The following is a 15,587-nucleotide window of genomic DNA, read 5'->3' on the forward strand; positions in this document are numbered from 1 at the left end:
CGTTTGCCATGTTTCGGGACGTGCCGGTGGTTCTCGCACCTGGAGGTATCATGAAGACCCGCGCCCCCGTCTCCCTCCCCTCTTTCTCCTTCCGCGTCCTGTTCCAGAGCTTTGTCCCGCTTCTCGTGCTCGTTGGCGTCGGTGCGCCCGCCCCGGCGTTCGCGACCCAGCAGGCCGACGGGGCACTCCCGCTCGAAACGTGGCTCGACTGGGAGCGCCTCCAGGACCCGCGGATCTCGCCCGACGGCGGCTCCGTCGTCTACGAGCGCCTCTGGGTCGACAAGATGAACGACGCGTGGAAGACCTCGATCTGGATCGTGAACCGCGACGGGACGCGACCCCGTCACCTCCTCGACGGCTCCTCCCCGCGCTGGTCTCCGGACGGGAGCCGGCTCGCCTTCCTCGCGCCCGACGATGAGGGGAACACGCAGATCTTCGTCCGCTGGATGGACGCGGAGGGGGCCGTATCGCAGGTCACCCGGCTGACGGACAGTCCGTCCAATCTGTCCTGGTCGCCGGACGGCACGCGGTTCTCGTTCACCATGCGCGTGGGGGCTGAGGAGCCGACCGCCCGCCACTGGTCCCTCTCGCTGCCCAAGCCGGAGGGGGCGACGTGGACGCCGGGCCCGCGCATCATCGAACGCCTCATCTATCGGCAGGACCGGATCGGATTCCTGGGGGACAAGTACCAGCACCTCTTCGTCGTGCCCGCCGATGGCGGCACCCCGCGCCAGCTCACCGAGGGCGACTTCAACTACGGCGTCCCCACCTGGGAGCCCGACGGCGGGTCGCTCCTGTTCAGCGGTCTCATCATCGAGGACGCGGACTATCGCTGGCAGGAGAGCGAGATCTATCGTCTCGACGCCGAATCCGGCGAGCTGAGCCAGGTGACGACCCGCAAGGGGCCGGACACTCGGCCCGTCGCGTCGCCGGACGGGCGGATGATCGCCTACGTGGGACACGACACGACGACCTTCGACTACATCGAGTCCGCCGTGTACGTGATGAACGCGGACGGGTCGAACCCGCGCGCGCTGACGGCGGAAATGGACCGCAGCCCCGGGTCGCTGCACTGGGCTCCCGACGGGCGCGGCCTCTACTTCGACGTCACCGCGGACGGCTATCGCAACATCTACCACGCGTCGCTCGACGGCGAGGTGCGGGCGATGAGCGATGGCGCGCAGATGTTCGGCCTCAACGACGTGAGCGACGGCGGCACGGCGGTCGGGATGTGGGGTGACGCGCACGAACCCGGCGACGTCTACGCCTTCCCGCTGGACGAGCCCGACCGGCGCACCCGGCTCACCGACGTGAACGCGGACGTTCTCGCCGGCGTCCGGCTCGGCGAGGTCGAGCAGATCTGGAGTGAATCTTCCCACGATGGACTTCCGATCCATGGCTGGGTCATCAAGCCCCCGGACTTCGACGCGTCGCGAGAGTATCCGCTCATCCTCATCATCCACGGCGGCCCGCACGGCATGTATAACGGCGGGTTCAACTTCTCGTGGCAGGAGCACGCCGCGAACGGCTACGTCGTCCTCTACACCAACCCGCGCGGCAGCTCCGGGTACGGGACGGAGTTCGGCAACGCGATCCAGTACGACTATCCGAACCACGACTTCGACGACCTCATGTCGAGCGTGGACGAGGTCATCTCCCGCGGCTACGTGGACGATGGCAACATGTTCGTGTACGGGTGCTCGGGCGGCGGCGTGCTGACGTCGTGGGTCGTGGGACACACGGACCGCTTCCGCGCCGCCTCGGCGAACTGTCCCGTGGTGAACTGGTTCAACTTCCCGAACGAGGTCGACGGCAACTACCTGCGCTGGTACGCCGACTTCCAGCAGTTCCCGTGGGAGGACCCGAGCGAGCACATCCGGCGCTCGCCGATCTCGTACGTGGGCGACGTCACGACGCCGACCATGCTCATGACGGGCGTCCTCGACCTGCGTACGCCGATGGCGCAGACGGAGCAGTTCTACCAGGCGCTCAAGGCGCAGAACAAGCCGACCGCCATGGTCCGCTTCGAGGGTGAGTGGCACGGCACGTCGAGCCTGCCGTCGAACTTCCTCCGCACCCAACTCATCCTGCGAAAGTGGTTCGAGCGCTGGGGCACCCACGACGACGACCGCACGGCTGCCACCCAGGGCGGCTCATAGGCTCGGAAGTCGGGTAGTCGGCGCAGGCGAGCCCGACCCCCTCCGGGGAAGGGCGAAACGGCGCCATCCGCGTGCGTACGATTGATGCGTAGCTTCCTGGAACGGGCAGGAGTCGCGCCATGATCGAGTACAAGGGATACACCGGCGTCTTCGAGTACGACGAAGACTACGAGTTTTTTGCAGGCCACGTCATGCCGCACACGAGATAGGCGATGGGATCAAGTTTCGAGGGCAGATCGGTGGCCTTGGAGTGGACGAAGGAGAGCCCTCGATGCGATCCTCGCGCCGATGGTCCCACGATCGTCTTCGCCGCTATGACTGGGAGTTTTGTCGAGGAGACCTCGGCCAGCCGGGGCGGGAGAGAACCTCGAAAGATCGCGTCCAGGCTCCGATCGACGGATCAGTTCGCCGATCCTCGCTTGATCGGCAGATTCTGCGCTATCTCGGGGTCAGAATCGCCGCTGTTCTACCCACGTGTAGCGAGAGAAGGTCGCTGCCTCGAACCCCCCGCGCCCCCTTCATGTACGCGGCCGACATGTCCTGCACAGGTCTCGGTCGAGGCGCGCCCCCCGTGTGCCTCGAGGTCCTCACGACCCGTTGCACGCTACGCACCCTGTCCCGCAGCGTGTTGTCGTGGCCCCGCCGGCATACACCGCGCGTAAAAGAAGTCCTTGCCCGGGCCTCCGACGCGGCGAGCAGGAAGCCGCGTGTTGCGAGAGGCGCCCGACCGTCGCGCCGCCGCCGAGGGGACCGAGCCCGGCTGTCACGGCTTCGTGCCTCACCCCGCGAGACTCTGCGCGCAGCGCGTGCGTGGCGGAACCGCCGCCCGTTCGGTCGAACGGAGCCCTCCCGCACGCACGAGGGGCAGTGAAGGTCCCGCCCGGTAGTCCAGATGCATCCAGGCGGCGCTCCGCCGCGTCGACTCCGTCCGCTGACGGAATCCCAGCGCCCGCTCGAACAGCTGCCTCCGGAGTCCCGCCCGGCCGCTAACTGGCCGCCCCCGGTAGACCAGGGAATCGCGGCTCCGGATAGGGCGGCCGCGCCGATGGTCGCCTATCTACCGGATCCACCCCGGACGAGCCAGTTTTTTGCAGGCCACGTCATCGACACCCGAGACGGGATCAACTTCGAGGGCAGATCGGTGTTGGAGTCGAAAGAGTCGATGCGACGCGCCGTGGACGACCAGGGGAGAGAACCCAAGATCGCTCCCTGATCGCGGATCCGGTCCTCGCTTATCGGCAGATTCTGCGCATATCTGGGTAGCGCCGCTGTTACCCACGTGTACGAGAGAATCGCTGCCTCGCACCCCCGGAGTTACTCGGTACCGCGCCCTGCGCCCGGCCAGACCATGTGGATCCACCCTTGCATGCTACCACCCTGTCCCGCATGCACGTCCACGACGCCTGCCAGCCTCCTCTGGTCACGAGCGCAGCGCTCCTAATGGACCGCTATGCCGACACACCGATGGACTTCGCCGACGCGACCCTCGTCCTGCTCGCGCAGCGCCTCGACGTGCACGAGGTTCTGACTCTCGACCGCAGGGGTTTCCACACCTACCGAACGGCTGACGGACGACCGTTTCGCCTGGTTCTCGATCAGCCGTAGCGCCCGGGCCACGAGGGGCCGGTCGCCCGGGACCAAGCCGCTGGCGGACGGTCATTCGACGCGATCGCGGCGGTAACGGGTAGCTTGGTATTCCTCAACCCAGCGACGGGAACTGCGCCAGCGACCGTCCGGGCCACGCACCGCCTTAAGCCGGCCGCGGGCGGCGGCCATACGCAGGGCGGGAGCTGTCATGTCGGGTGTCGCGAGCGCGGCGAGCGGTACGAGCCGGGCCGGGCCGGCTACGGCCGGCATGACGAGGCGGTAGAGGTTATCCAGAATCGCCCGCGCGATCATCTCGCCGAGCGGACCGCTGTCGCCGCCGTCTGCCCTCCGCAGGGCGGCGAGGTACCGGGAGCGGTCTCGCTTGTAAATGATCGCGGGCGGATACCCGAGCCGCACCAGAATCAGGTTCAGAACGAGTCGGCCCGTCCGGCCATTCCCATCGAGGAACGGATGGATCTGTTCAAAGCGGCAGTGGAGTTCCGCCAGCGCCTCGGGGAATGCGACGACGTCCGGGTCGAGCGAGTTCGCGTCGGCGATCCAGGTTTCCATCCGGGCAGACACAAGCGGCCACTCCACCGCGATCATCCCCCCGGGAAACGGCCTGATGTCGTGTTCACGGAAGCTGCCGGGCGTTTCCCTGTCGGTGGCGTCGGGATGCGGCGCGACCTCCCACGCCGGGGACATTGCGGTGTGGTGAATCTGGCGTACCTCCGCCAGATTCAGAATCTCTCTGGAGTGAAACAGCCCAGTCGGGTCAAGTGCCTGCCGGTACACCCACTCGGCCGCCGTACCGTATCCACGCACCTCCAGGTATTCGCGCAGTTCCCGGTTGCCGACCGCGACCCCATCCGCGAGCAGCCGCTCGACCTGTTTGAGCAGGAGCGTATTGCCCTCGATCGCGGTGGAGTGATGTGCCTCTTCGTACCAGATCCCGCGCCAGATGTCAGCCGCTTCCTCCGGACGGGGGAGGCCACCGAGACGTTGGCGGAGTTCGACCACTTCGGCGTGCAGCTGATGGTACAACTCGCGGCGCGGTGGGCGTCCCCGTCTCGGCTTGCTCGAGTCAATTTGTTCGTCCATGGACTATCTAACGTAACAGAACATATTTCGGGTGCAACGTCCGGTATCAGGAGACTCCCGCACCCCGCCAACTCCAGCGCCGACGCTCTCCCGCGCGAGCTAGCTCAGGTAGGCGGTCTCGGAGAGGACGTCGTCGAGGTTCGAGACCAGCAGATCCGCGTCGGCTTCGGAGAAGACGAGCGGCGGCTTCATCTTGATCACATTGTGGTCGGGGCCGTCCGTGCTCAAGAGGATGCCGTGGTCGCGCATGCGCTGAACGGCGGCGTCGGCCACGTCGGCGGCGGGCTCCAGATCTTTTCCCTCGCGCACGAACTCGATCCCCGTGAACAGGCCGCGGCCCCGGGCGTCGCCGACCGGACCGTGGCGGTCGCGCAGATACTCGAGCCCACGCAGCAAACCTTCGCCGACGACAGCGGCATTCTCCCGTAATTCTTCCTCGCTGTCCTCGAGAGCTTCCGGGGCACCCTCCATACCACCGGAGCCGTGGTGACGGAGGCCATGCATCTCCTGTGCCCGCGCGCGTAATGGCCCCGCAGCGCTCGCTGATTTCATCGCGTACCGCGTACAGCGACACGCGCGTCCACGACGCCTGACAGCCCCCGGCGTCACGCGTGTCGCACCCCTGATGAGCCGGTATGGGGATGCGTCGAGGGACTTTTGCCGATGCAATGCTCGTACTTCTTGCCCAGACGCTGAAGGTTCGTGATGTGCTGACTCTCCACCGGCGGGGCTTCCTCACCTACCGCACGGATGACGACCGCCCCTTTAGCCTCGCGCTGGAGCAGCCGTAGCGCCGACCGATCCCAACGCTGCCGAGGCCGCGAGCACCGCCACCGTAGGCAAGAACCCTTGTACGGCGGAACGCGCCTGGGGTCGCACCCGTTTGTAACCTTGGTTGAGGTGCGGTTGACCCCTTAGGTTACTTCAGACGGTAGCACACAACGTCAGGAGAATTGATGCTCACGATCGACATGCTCCCTCGCGTCATCCCGGACTTCTACTGCGACACGGTAGAGGACGCGATGGACGAAGTCCTCCGTAGGCAGGCATCTCTGGATCCGGCGAGCGCAATCACGCGCTTTGACGAGTCTCCTTACCGAGGGTATGTCGTCTACAGCGTCTCGGCGGAGGCGTTCGCCGCTGTGCTTGACGACGCGACACTGTCGCCCTCACCTGCCGAGTTGTTCTGGCCTCCGAGGTCCGCCCACCGATGAGCGACGAGACCGGTCGAGAAGTAGTCACGCGCCAGCACGACTCCAGCCAAATGGAGTTGTGGGCCGAGTTCCGGGCCGTCGAACAAGCACGCATAGCAAGCGCTGATCGCCGAACCGAAGTATTACGCGAAGGAATTGCGCTGGCCCACGAGACTCAGCGGCAGCAGTTGGAGTTTCACAAGGATCGTATCCGCCGTGACGATGAACACCGCAGCCGTAGCTGGGCGTCCCGGACCAAGATGGCGTGGGTCGCCATAATCGCAGGCTTGGCAGTCTTCGCCGTACTCCTGTGGGCGGTGTTCTTCGGCGACGAGGGACAGCAGGACGCTGCGGTATTGCTGCTGAGCTATGCCCTCGCGGGCGGGGCCTTCCTCGGCCTCGGCTACTACTTGGGACACCGCTCTCCAAGTTAGACTCTCGACCGACCTCCCAGATCCTCCCTCTCCCCTCAGTCCTCCGATGTGTGGTCCCACTTGGTCCAAGCCCAACCTTGAGGGTTACGTAGCTCTCCCCTCAAGACGCGGTAGAGCGGGACCAACTGCGCCTCGTCTAGGTCGAACCCTTCCCAACAACCTCCTCGATACGTCGCTGGAGTCGCTCAGCCAACTCTTCAGGTGTCTCCCAATCGATGCAGTTGTATTGCCGGATATCAAAATGAAGATCCCCCAAGTCGCTTTTCCTACACGTCCAGATGACGGACAGCCCGAGGCCAAGGGCAAATCCAGCTTCAAAATAAACTCCCGTCCGGTGCCCAGTGAAGTCGGCCACGACAAACGCTGAGGTTCTTATTTGCGCAATGACCTCATCATCGATCCGGTTCACATGCTCCACCTGATCCACACGAATTGGCGAGTACCTCGCTTCCATGATCCCGGGGACAAACCCGTTCCGGTAGGCATCATCGAGTTCCGGCGTAAACCACATCGCGACAAACACCTTCTCAGACTCACTCATGCTGCCACCGGCTTCCGATGCGACACGGTATCCCTCCGGTGAGAGTTGGCATGTCCCACCCGCTCCGAGGCGAAGAACATAGCCCTCCTTAGCCAACATCTGTGCCAGATACTTGACTTCGCTTCGGTCGGCTGAGTAAGTCGCGACCATGTATGACGTTGCATAGATATTGAAGCGTTCGCCCAACCGCTCTGTGTTGCGGATCGCCTCCCGCAGGAACCGCCGCCCTCGTTCGTCAAGCGAGGGTCTCGGCAGGGCGCAGATCTCGTCGAGTGCGTCCGCTGTGATGTTGGGGACATCGCCTGTGTCTTTCCGGTCATACAGCCAACCGGACAGTTTGGCGCGGTCGGTGGCCGAACTCTCCTCGAGTCGGGAGATGGCCGGACCCGTGATTTCGAAATCGCCGCAGACGGGAGCGAAAAAGAAGGACATCTTTGTTAGGGAGATACCAAGCCGCCGCCGACGTCGTGCAGCTACAGCAGGATCGATTTGTCATCGCCGCCTACGTCAAGTCTTGCAAGCTCATTGCATGGTTGTCCTAGCTGAGAAGGTGGGTTCAGCAAGAACATCATCTAAGCGAGAAACGAGAAGATCGGCGTGTTGTCGAGAAAAGACAAGCGGCGGCTTCATCTTGATCACGTTGTGCTTGGGGCCGTCCGTGCTCAGGAGGATCCCCTTGTCCCGCATGCGCTGAACGGCGGCGTCGGCCACGTCGGCGGCGGGCTCGAGATCCCCCCCCTCCCGCACGAACTCTATGCCCGAGAACAGGCCTCTGCCCCGCGCGTCGCCGACGGCGGCGTGGCGATCACGGAGGTATTCGAGGCCCGCCAGCAGCCGCTTGCCGACCTTCGCGGCGTTCTCCTGTAGTCCCTCGTCTTCGATCACATCGAGGACAGCCAGGCCGATGGCGCAGGAGACGGGGTTCCCGCCGTAGGTGTTGAAGTACTCCATCCCGTTGGCAAATGACTCGGCGATCTCGCGCGTCGTGACCACGGCCGCGAGGGGGTGTCCGTTCCCGATCGGCTTGCCGAGCGTGACGATATCGGGGACGACGCCGTGCTCCTCGAAGGCCCAGAAGTGCGACCCCACGCGACCGAAGCCAACCTGCACCTCGTCGGCCACGCACACGGCGCCGTGCTCGCGGGCCGCCGCGTAGGAAGCCGCGAGGTAACCGGCCGGGAGCGGGATCTGCCCGCCGCAGCTGAGGATCGATTCGTGGAAGAAGGCGGCCGCGCCGGGCGGACGATCGTCGAACCAGGTGGGCTCCGTTTCGAGCGCGAGCGCCGCCTCGCCCACGTACGCCGCGTAGAGCGGTGCGACCTCGCTGTCCGGCCCTCGGTGAAGCCCCCGGAAGGTGTCCGGCATGGGCGCCATTCGGACCCACGGCCGCGGGCCCTTCCCGCCGGGGCCGTTGAACTTGTAGGGACTCAGGTTGACGACCGAACTCGAGTTCCCATGATACGCGCCGTCGAGGACGACGGCACCCACCTTGCCGGTGTGCGTCCGCGCCATGCGGAGGGCGAGTTCATTGGCCTCGGTGCCGGAGCAGACGAGGAAGCACACATCCAGCGGGGCCGGGAAGAGGGCCGTCAGTCGCTCGGTGTATTCGAGAATGGCCTCGTGCAGGTATCGAGTGTTCGTGTTGAGCGATGCCATCTGTCGGCGTGCCGCCTCGTTCACCCGCGGGTGCGAGTGGCCGACGTGGGCCACGTTGTTCACGCAGTCGAGGAAGGGCTGGCCGTCGATGTCGTACAGCCAGCTTCCGCGCCCCCGCACGATGTGGAGCGGCCTCCGGTACGAGAGGCTGAGCGACAGGCCCAGGCGGCGGTCGCGGTCCTCGACGAGCGCGGTGTGGGTGCGGGGACGGGCCGCCGTCGTCTCGCCCGGGATCCGGAGCAGGTGGTTCGGGTCGGGACTCACCGCCGTCCAGGTGTCGCGCCCGCTCGGGGCACAGACGCCCGGGAAGGTCCCGTCGTAGCCCAGCGGGTCGACGAAGATCTGGAAGTGGAGGTGGGGCGCCCAATCGCCGTTGCCGGGCGGGGCGCCGATCCAGCCGATCGTGCGCCCGGGGTCGACGTTCTCTCCCGGCGCGACCGCGGACAGCGTTTCGGGTGACAAGTGCCCGAACAAAGTACAAAGACGTACGGGTTCGTCCACCTGGCTTGACGGGTCCTCCAATTCGTGCTCCAGGATGACGGTCGGGCCGTAGTCCAGGCGCTCGGCGTTGTCGCGAACGGACACGACCCGGCCTCCGAGCGGCGCGAGGACCGGCGTCCCCGGCTCCGCGAACAGGTCGACGCCGAGGTGGACCGTGCGCCACTCGCCCACCTCGTTTCCCGGCGCCCGGAAGGCCTCGCCCGTGTACCACCACCGGACTTCGTCGTAACGACCGATCCCGACCGCGGCGCCCGCGTCCCGCATGTGGTCGAACAACCGCTGCGAGAAGGCGGCATGGTCGGTGGGATCGAAGGTTCCGCCGTCGTCGCCCGACTCGACGCTCAGATCGAGCGTGACCGTGGGTGCCACGCGCGGGTCCGGATCGAGCACGGGCGCGGCGTCCGGGGCGGCCCGCTCCAGCGCCGCGATCACGCGCACCGTCTCGGGGCAGGGCGGGTGTCCGCACGCTTCGCGCAGCCGGTAGCGGCCCAGGTTCGGCGGCGTGCCGTCCAGCCGCTCGAGCACGTCCCAGGCGGGGGCCTGGCTGACGCGCAGGTAATCGTTGTCCGGCTGTTGAGCGCACCGCACCGAGGAGATGGTCACGCTGAGTGCGAGGCGAAGTCGAGCCAGCTCGTACACGACGTCGGCTTCCGCTTCCGTCATCTCGTGTTCGGCGGCGTAGCCCCGGGCCACATCACAGAACGCGCTCAGCGGGTCGCAGCTCCCGAAGGCCGCGTACGCGGAAGCGACCGCGAGATTCGCGACCGTCCACGACCGGATCGCGTCCCCGAAGTCCACCACGCCCACGATGTGAGGCGCCCCCTCCCGCATCCGCCCCGGATCGACGTGGATGTTGGCCGGGTTCGCGTCGTTGTAGATCAAGCTCTCCCGCAGCTCGGCGACCCGCGGCGCCACGTACGCCCTGTGCCGTTCGAGGATCGTGGCGATGATCTCGCGGCGCGCGGGACTCTCGATCGCGGCCAGGTTCTCCGGGATGAGCGACGCAGCCCCCCGGAGGTCCCACACCATCGGCCGGTTCGCGGCCGTCACCCCGGTCGTCGAGCGATCCAGAATCCCCGCGAGACGCCCGATCTGTCTCCGGAGCTCGGGTCCGTGCGGGCGGAAGCGATCGAGCGGAATCCCCGGCACCGTCTCCAGGAAGCGGACGAAGTGGGCGCGTCCGTCGAGACGCTGCCTGATGAGCGACCCGCCCTCCAGCGCGGGGCGCCAGGTCGGGAGCGTGTAGCAGGACTGGGATTCCGACAGGGCCGCCAGCATGGCCGCCTCGGCATCGAGCACCGCCCGTTCTTCGAGCGCGTTCGAGACCTTCAGAAAGCCGGCGACACCGGCCGAGCCGGAGATCTCGAACACCCGGTCTCGCTCGCTGGCGCATTCCCGGGCCTGTCCCTCCACGCCCCAGTGTTCCAGGGCGAGCCGGGCCGCGGCCTCCTCCGAGACGGACGGCCTTCCCTCCGCGTACGCAGTATCGAGCGTCTCCATGGTGGCCGAAGCTCCCACCCCGTTCATCCCCGGTCAACCAGCTTCGGCAGGGCCGGGTTGTTGCCGCCCGCGCCGGCCGAACCGAGCTTTCGAGCCCGGTCCACTCGCAGATGGAGCAGATACGATGTCGCTTCGTTCACCTCTCCTGGCTTCCGCGCTCGTCCTGGCCACCGCCGGAGCCCCGCCTGCCCACGCGCAGGAGCGCGTCCAGGTGGTGGTCTCCCCCACGGAACTCGAACTCGAGGTCGGAGCGTCGTTTCAGCTGACCGCGGAAATCCACGGCGCCGAGGGGGAGGACGCGCGCGCGGAAGTCCGGTGGTTCGCCCCCGGGGACGGCGTCACGGTCTCGAACGATGGAACGGTGACGGCGATACGACCGGGCGAGTCGCGCGTAGCGGCTATGTTCCGCGGACAGCCCAGTTGGGTCACCGTCCGAGTACCGCGGCTGCGGGCCGCCCGGATCGAAGCCCGCGTCGCCGGCCCGGTCTACGTCGGGACGACCGCGCCTCTCGAGATCGACGCCTATACCGAACTGGGAGACCGCGTCGAGAACGCCGAGTTCCGCCATGCCACCTCCGAACCGACCACCGCCACGGTCGACGCCAGCGGGCGGGTGCTCGGCCACCGCCCGGGACGTACCACGCTGACGATCTCCGCCGGAGACGCCGAGGCGCAGGTCGAGGTGACGGTCGAACCGAATCCGGCCGAGGACTACGAGCTGGTCGCTTCCGGGGACGTCAGTTCGCTTTCGACGGGAGATGTCGCCGCGCTTCAGGTCATCGGTCGCGATGGCCAGGGCGGGGAGATGGGTGTTCAGCCGCTGTGGAGCGTGACCCCGGGCGGGGCGGCCGTCCACCCCGTCGACGGCCGCGGCCTCTTCGTCGCCGAGGAACCGGGCACGTACAGCGTGACCGCGATCGTGGGTCCCGCCATCACCCGCACAGTGGCCGTCCGGGTCGAGCCTCGCCGCCACACCGCGCACCTCGAAATCGTGGGGAGCGGGATCACCACTACCCACCGGGCCGGCGATACGTGGGTCTTCGAGGGTGTGGACGGGCGCGACTACGCCTATATCGGGACCTTCTTCCACGACTGGATGAAGGTGTGGGACGTGACCGATTCCACGCAGCCGGTGCTCACGGACTCGATCCAGCTGGACGCCCGCCGGATCAACGACGTGAAGATCCACCCCAACAACCGGCTTGGGATCGTCACCCGCGAGGGGGCCTCGAGCCGGCGGAACGGGATCGTCTTCCTCGATCTCTCGACTCCGGCCAACCCGACGATCCTGTCGGAGTACACGGACACGGTGACCGGAGGCGTGCACAACGTCTGGATCCTTGGGGACGAGGATCTCGTCTATGTCTGCCATAACGGGACGAGCGAGATCGTCATCATGGACATCGCCGACCCCGCCAACCCGCGCGAGATCAACCGCTGGGTGCACGACGAGCCGGTCCGGAGCCTGCACGACGTCATCGTTCAGGACGGGTACGCCTACGCATCGTTCTGGAACGAAGGCATCTACATCCTCGACGCGGGGGCCGGTACGCACGGGGGCACCGCCCGCGATCCGAAGCTCGTCTCGCGGTGGGTCTCGGGGCAGGGGAACACGCACGTCGCTTGGCGCCACGGCAAGTACCTGTTTGTGGCGGCGGAGATCTATCCCTCGGACTGGGACGCGAACGCGTTCGGCCCCATCGAGGCCCGCGGCTATGTGGAGGTCCTGGATATGACCGACATCGAGAACCCCGTGAAGGTCGCGCACTACACGGTGCCGGAGGCGGGCGCCCACAATCTGTGGAGCGACGATCGCGACCGGCTCTACGTCGGCTACTACCAGGCGGGGCTGCGGGTGCTGGACATCTCGGGCGAACTGCGCGGCGACCTCTACCGCCAGGGACGCGAGATCGGCGCGGTCAAGACCTCATCGCCGGACGCCGCGGTACCCAACTGGTCGATGACCTGGGGCGCCCAGCTGTTCAAGGGCCGGATCTACACCTCCGACCTTCACTCCGGGCTCTGGATCGCCCGCCTCGTCCAGGAGGAACTCGTCCCCTGAAGTACCGTACATTGCCGTGAGCGCCACCTCTCAACGAGGTCGCGTAACCCTCGCGCGGCCCTGAGCCACTTCCTCGGCACACCGTGATCTTTGGAGCCCGTCGGCTGCGGTGCGTCCGGTGGCGACTGGGAGACCGTGGGTACATGGCCGGGCAGCACGCCCACGCGACTGGCGCGAACGTCCATCGATTTCGGCACGACATCCATCACTTTCGAAACAGAATTCATCGATTTCGGGTCTAACTCCAGAAATCAGATGTCCCCTAATGTTCATGCCCTTGAGAAAAGGACCAGCGTGGTCCAAAGTTCCGCTTCTCTCACGGGAGGTTCTTACCGATGCTCACCAGCCGACGGGCAGCGATCGCGCTGCCAATGCTCGCCACCGTCCTTCTCGCAGGGCTGCCTCGGCTAGCCGAGAGCCAGTCATCCACCGGACCTGACCTGTGTACATCCGCTTGCCACGGGAAAGCCATGCGTTCCTACAACGAGGCGCTGGCGTTCGGCGCAGAAGAACCTGGGGCCATCCAAGCTGGGAATGCCACGTTCTTCGCGTGCCTCGCAGACTGGTGTGGGTATCAGTGATCAGGACCGCTATGGTCGGCGCGTGCCTCCTGCTCACCGCTTGTGATGAGCAGGAGAGCGCGTCAGAGCGCATCGTGTTCCTCGAGGCGGGAGCGGTCACGCCCCTCCCTGCGGGCGCGCGGGAGATCGAGTTGATCCAACGAGATCATGCCTGCGCTATCGACCGCTACCAGTCCCAAGTGCATTGCGTTAACCCTGACGGCGAAGTCGCGACGCTCGGCCGCCCCGGCCAGGGCCCGGGCGAGTTCGAGTTTCCCGCCCACGTGGCGCGCGGTAACGAGGGGGAAACCGTGATTGTCCACGACATAGCTTTGTCACGCCTCTCGATCTTTGCAGTGAGCGGCGAGTTCGTCACCAGCACTGAAGTCGCTTCCCTGGGCGGACTCTCAAGGATCCAGACCCTATCGGACAGCACCGTGCTCGCCGGCGTGTTCCTCTGGACTCCGGGGGACGACGTACGGCTCGTGCACGCCGCGTTGAACGCCTATACGAGTGCGGTGAGCTGGCAACGCGAGGTAAGCGCGGAGCATGTGGATCACTTGGAGTGCAGCACCCGTCTCGGAGTGGGCCAGACGAAGCTCGGAGCCGTGATCCCGACAGGGCACGAAGAGCTTCTGTTCACCGCGTGCAACGGCGAACTCCTCATTCGCTACACTCCGGAGGATCGTCAGCGACCAACTGCCGTACTTCGCTCACCCACCTACCAGGAGCGGTTTCCCAGCGAACGGCGCATTCAGCATACCCTTGAAGTTCAGCGCACGGCCGCCGCCCGAGGATCGTTCTCACCAGGACACACCGCGGAAGAGCTGCGACGGCGCCCGCAATTTTGGTACGGCGCCCGCACCGTTGACGGCCGACGAAGGGTGTGGTTCCAATCAGCGGGCAGGACTGCCGAGTTCGAGCGGGAAGAGACCTATCTGGATGTGTATCAGCTCCTCGACAACTCGCTTGAGTTCCGGGGGACAGTAATGCTGGACGGTGACGTGACGAACATCGCCGCGCTAGGCGATCGGCTGGTGGCGGTCCGAAATGAACACGACTCCGGGGACAGCCGCACATTGGCGTGGTATGAGATCGGGGATCTCGCTTTTCAGCCCTAAGCTGCAAGCCAAGCGGCGGTCACAAGCACGAGATCTCGCACGCTCATCCCGCCTTCGGTGGAGCCCCCCTATGCCTGCATGAACCTTGCGACCAGCGCGGGTGCCAAGCTGGAACGCCGCGCCACGGGTAACGGTTCTCTTGTGACGTTTGCCGATCGTCCGGCGTCAAGAAACCGGGTCAGGGCGTCCCGGGTCGGAGGAGGCCGGGTGATCAAGGCGGTTGTCACGGTAACCCTTCTTGCAGCCGGAGGGCTTGCGGCGCAGGAGAGGCGCGACACTGTGGGTCGTCGATGCGAGCCGGCCCCGGGTCAACTTCTACGATGTGTCGACGGGGGCGAGCCTCGGGGACCTGGTTCCAGCCACGTGGACTGCCGCAGCGGGCGGTGGTGAGCGGCTTCGGCCGTTCGCGGTCCTGGCCGACCACCGTGTCGTGGCGATCCGGCGGACGGAAGGCGACGCACCCGCGGAGGCGTTCGCGTTCCACGTCATGGGTCAGCGGACTACTCCGGTGGGGGTCCCCTTCCTGACCTTCGACTTGCGAGATCGATTGTTGGTGGTCCCGGTGCCGGCCGGAGGTGGCGGCCTGCAACTGCGCAATCCTTTTTCGCACAGCGACATGCTGGCCATCGACCCCTCCGGGAGACACCTCGTGGTCATTCGACGGCCGGAGCCGGCCGGCCCCGGGGCGTTCTTCACGGTGGAATGCCACAACGTGCTCGATGGCGGCGCGGAGCCGATCCGCGTCCCGTATACGCCCCGCCCCCTTTTCAGCCGAGGATGTGCGAGCCTGGGCGGAGGATCTCGGACCTCTGGAGCGAATGGTCGAACTGGGCGTGTTCCCCAGCCACGCCGCCGGGGTCAGCGCGGTCCTGAAGACGCTGGACGCACCCGACTACTACCCGCCGGTCGAGAATCGTGGACGCGGTATCGTCGACGAGGGTGTGCTGATCGATTCCGGGGCCGCCATGTGGTTTCAGGCCCCGGACGCAGGTCAAGGCATGAACGACTGGATCGTCGTCTCCCGTGAAGGGGATGATGTATCGCGAGTGGCTGTCCCCGATCATACCCGATTGCTCGCCGCTCAAGGCGACTTGGTGTGGGTCGAGACTCGCGACGGTTTCGGCGTGCCGACGGTCCACCTGTTCCAGCTACAGCCGTCCGGCCGATAACCC

At 66.2% G+C, this 15,587-nt stretch carries 12 protein-coding genes; 8 read left to right on the top strand and 4 right to left on the bottom strand.

Annotated features, from left to right (window positions below; all coding sequences use genetic code 11):
- Positions 1 to 50: 50 nt before the first annotated feature.
- On the top strand, positions 51 to 2,159 hold the full coding sequence (locus ACOOHF_RS07215) for a prolyl oligopeptidase family serine peptidase (protein ID WP_420463987.1): 2,109 nt from the start codon (positions 51 to 53) through the stop codon (positions 2,157 to 2,159).
- A 1,362-nt stretch (positions 2,160 to 3,521) separates the two neighbouring features.
- Positions 3,522 to 3,764: a hypothetical protein gene (locus ACOOHF_RS07220; RefSeq protein ID WP_420463988.1), complete on the top strand. Its 243-nt coding sequence runs from the start codon at positions 3,522 to 3,524 to the stop codon at positions 3,762 to 3,764.
- Between the two features lie 51 nt (positions 3,765 to 3,815).
- Here ACOOHF_RS07220 and ACOOHF_RS07225 read toward each other — a convergent pair whose 3' ends face one another.
- The gene (locus ACOOHF_RS07225) at positions 3,816 to 4,847 is read right to left on the bottom strand and encodes a Fic family protein (protein ID WP_420463989.1); all 1,032 of its coding nucleotides are present in this window, start codon (positions 4,845 to 4,847) and stop codon (positions 3,816 to 3,818) included.
- A 99-nt stretch (positions 4,848 to 4,946) separates the two neighbouring features.
- On the bottom strand, positions 4,947 to 5,399 hold the full coding sequence (locus ACOOHF_RS07230; protein WP_420463990.1) for an aminotransferase class III-fold pyridoxal phosphate-dependent enzyme: 453 nt from the start codon (positions 5,397 to 5,399) through the stop codon (positions 4,947 to 4,949).
- 116 nt (positions 5,400 to 5,515) lie between these two features.
- On the opposite strand from ACOOHF_RS07230, the gene ACOOHF_RS07235 reads away from it, so the two are divergent.
- The 3 genes from ACOOHF_RS07235 to ACOOHF_RS07245 all read left to right on the top strand — a co-directional run bounded on the left by ACOOHF_RS07235 (position 5,516) and on the right by ACOOHF_RS07245 (position 6,474).
- Entirely contained in the window at positions 5,516 to 5,638 is a 123-nt protein-coding gene (locus ACOOHF_RS07235; protein ID WP_419934339.1) for a hypothetical protein, read from the top strand.
- 165 nt (positions 5,639 to 5,803) lie between these two features.
- Positions 5,804 to 6,061 (top strand): hypothetical protein, encoded by a 258-nt coding sequence (locus tag ACOOHF_RS07240; RefSeq protein ID WP_420463991.1) that lies wholly within the window; start codon positions 5,804 to 5,806, stop codon positions 6,059 to 6,061.
- Positions 6,058 to 6,474, top strand: coding sequence for a hypothetical protein (locus ACOOHF_RS07245; RefSeq protein ID WP_420463992.1), 417 nt, complete (start codon positions 6,058 to 6,060; stop codon positions 6,472 to 6,474). Before ACOOHF_RS07240 ends, ACOOHF_RS07245 begins: the two co-directional genes overlap by 4 nt.
- Positions 6,475 to 6,610: 136 nt before the next feature.
- Here ACOOHF_RS07245 and ACOOHF_RS07250 read toward each other — a convergent pair whose 3' ends face one another.
- Positions 6,611 to 7,447 carry a hypothetical protein gene (locus tag ACOOHF_RS07250; RefSeq protein WP_420463993.1) on the bottom strand — a complete coding sequence of 279 codons (837 nt, stop codon included), beginning with the start codon at positions 7,445 to 7,447 and terminating at the stop codon, positions 6,611 to 6,613.
- Positions 7,448 to 7,537: 90 nt separating this feature from the next.
- Positions 7,538 to 10,672: an aminotransferase class III-fold pyridoxal phosphate-dependent enzyme gene (locus ACOOHF_RS07255; protein WP_420463994.1), complete on the bottom strand. Its 3,135-nt coding sequence runs from the start codon at positions 10,670 to 10,672 to the stop codon at positions 7,538 to 7,540.
- A gap of 124 nt (positions 10,673 to 10,796) precedes the next feature.
- Between ACOOHF_RS07255 and ACOOHF_RS07260 the strand changes: the two genes are divergently transcribed.
- The 3 genes from ACOOHF_RS07260 (at position 10,797) to ACOOHF_RS07270 (ending at position 15,584) form a co-directional block, all read left to right on the top strand.
- Positions 10,797 to 12,734, top strand: a complete 1,938-nt coding sequence (locus ACOOHF_RS07260) for an Ig-like domain-containing protein (protein ID WP_420463995.1) — start codon at positions 10,797 to 10,799, stop codon at positions 12,732 to 12,734.
- A 712-nt stretch (positions 12,735 to 13,446) separates the two neighbouring features.
- Positions 13,447 to 14,415, top strand: coding sequence for a hypothetical protein (locus ACOOHF_RS07265; RefSeq protein WP_420463996.1), 969 nt, complete (start codon positions 13,447 to 13,449; stop codon positions 14,413 to 14,415).
- Between the two features lie 818 nt (positions 14,416 to 15,233).
- Positions 15,234 to 15,584, top strand: coding sequence for a hypothetical protein (locus ACOOHF_RS07270; protein WP_419934345.1), 351 nt, complete (start codon positions 15,234 to 15,236; stop codon positions 15,582 to 15,584).
- Positions 15,585 to 15,587 lie beyond the last annotated feature (3 nt).

Source organism: Candidatus Palauibacter sp., from assembly GCF_965216145.1.
Lineage (GTDB): Bacteria > Gemmatimonadota > Gemmatimonadetes > Palauibacterales > Palauibacteraceae > Palauibacter.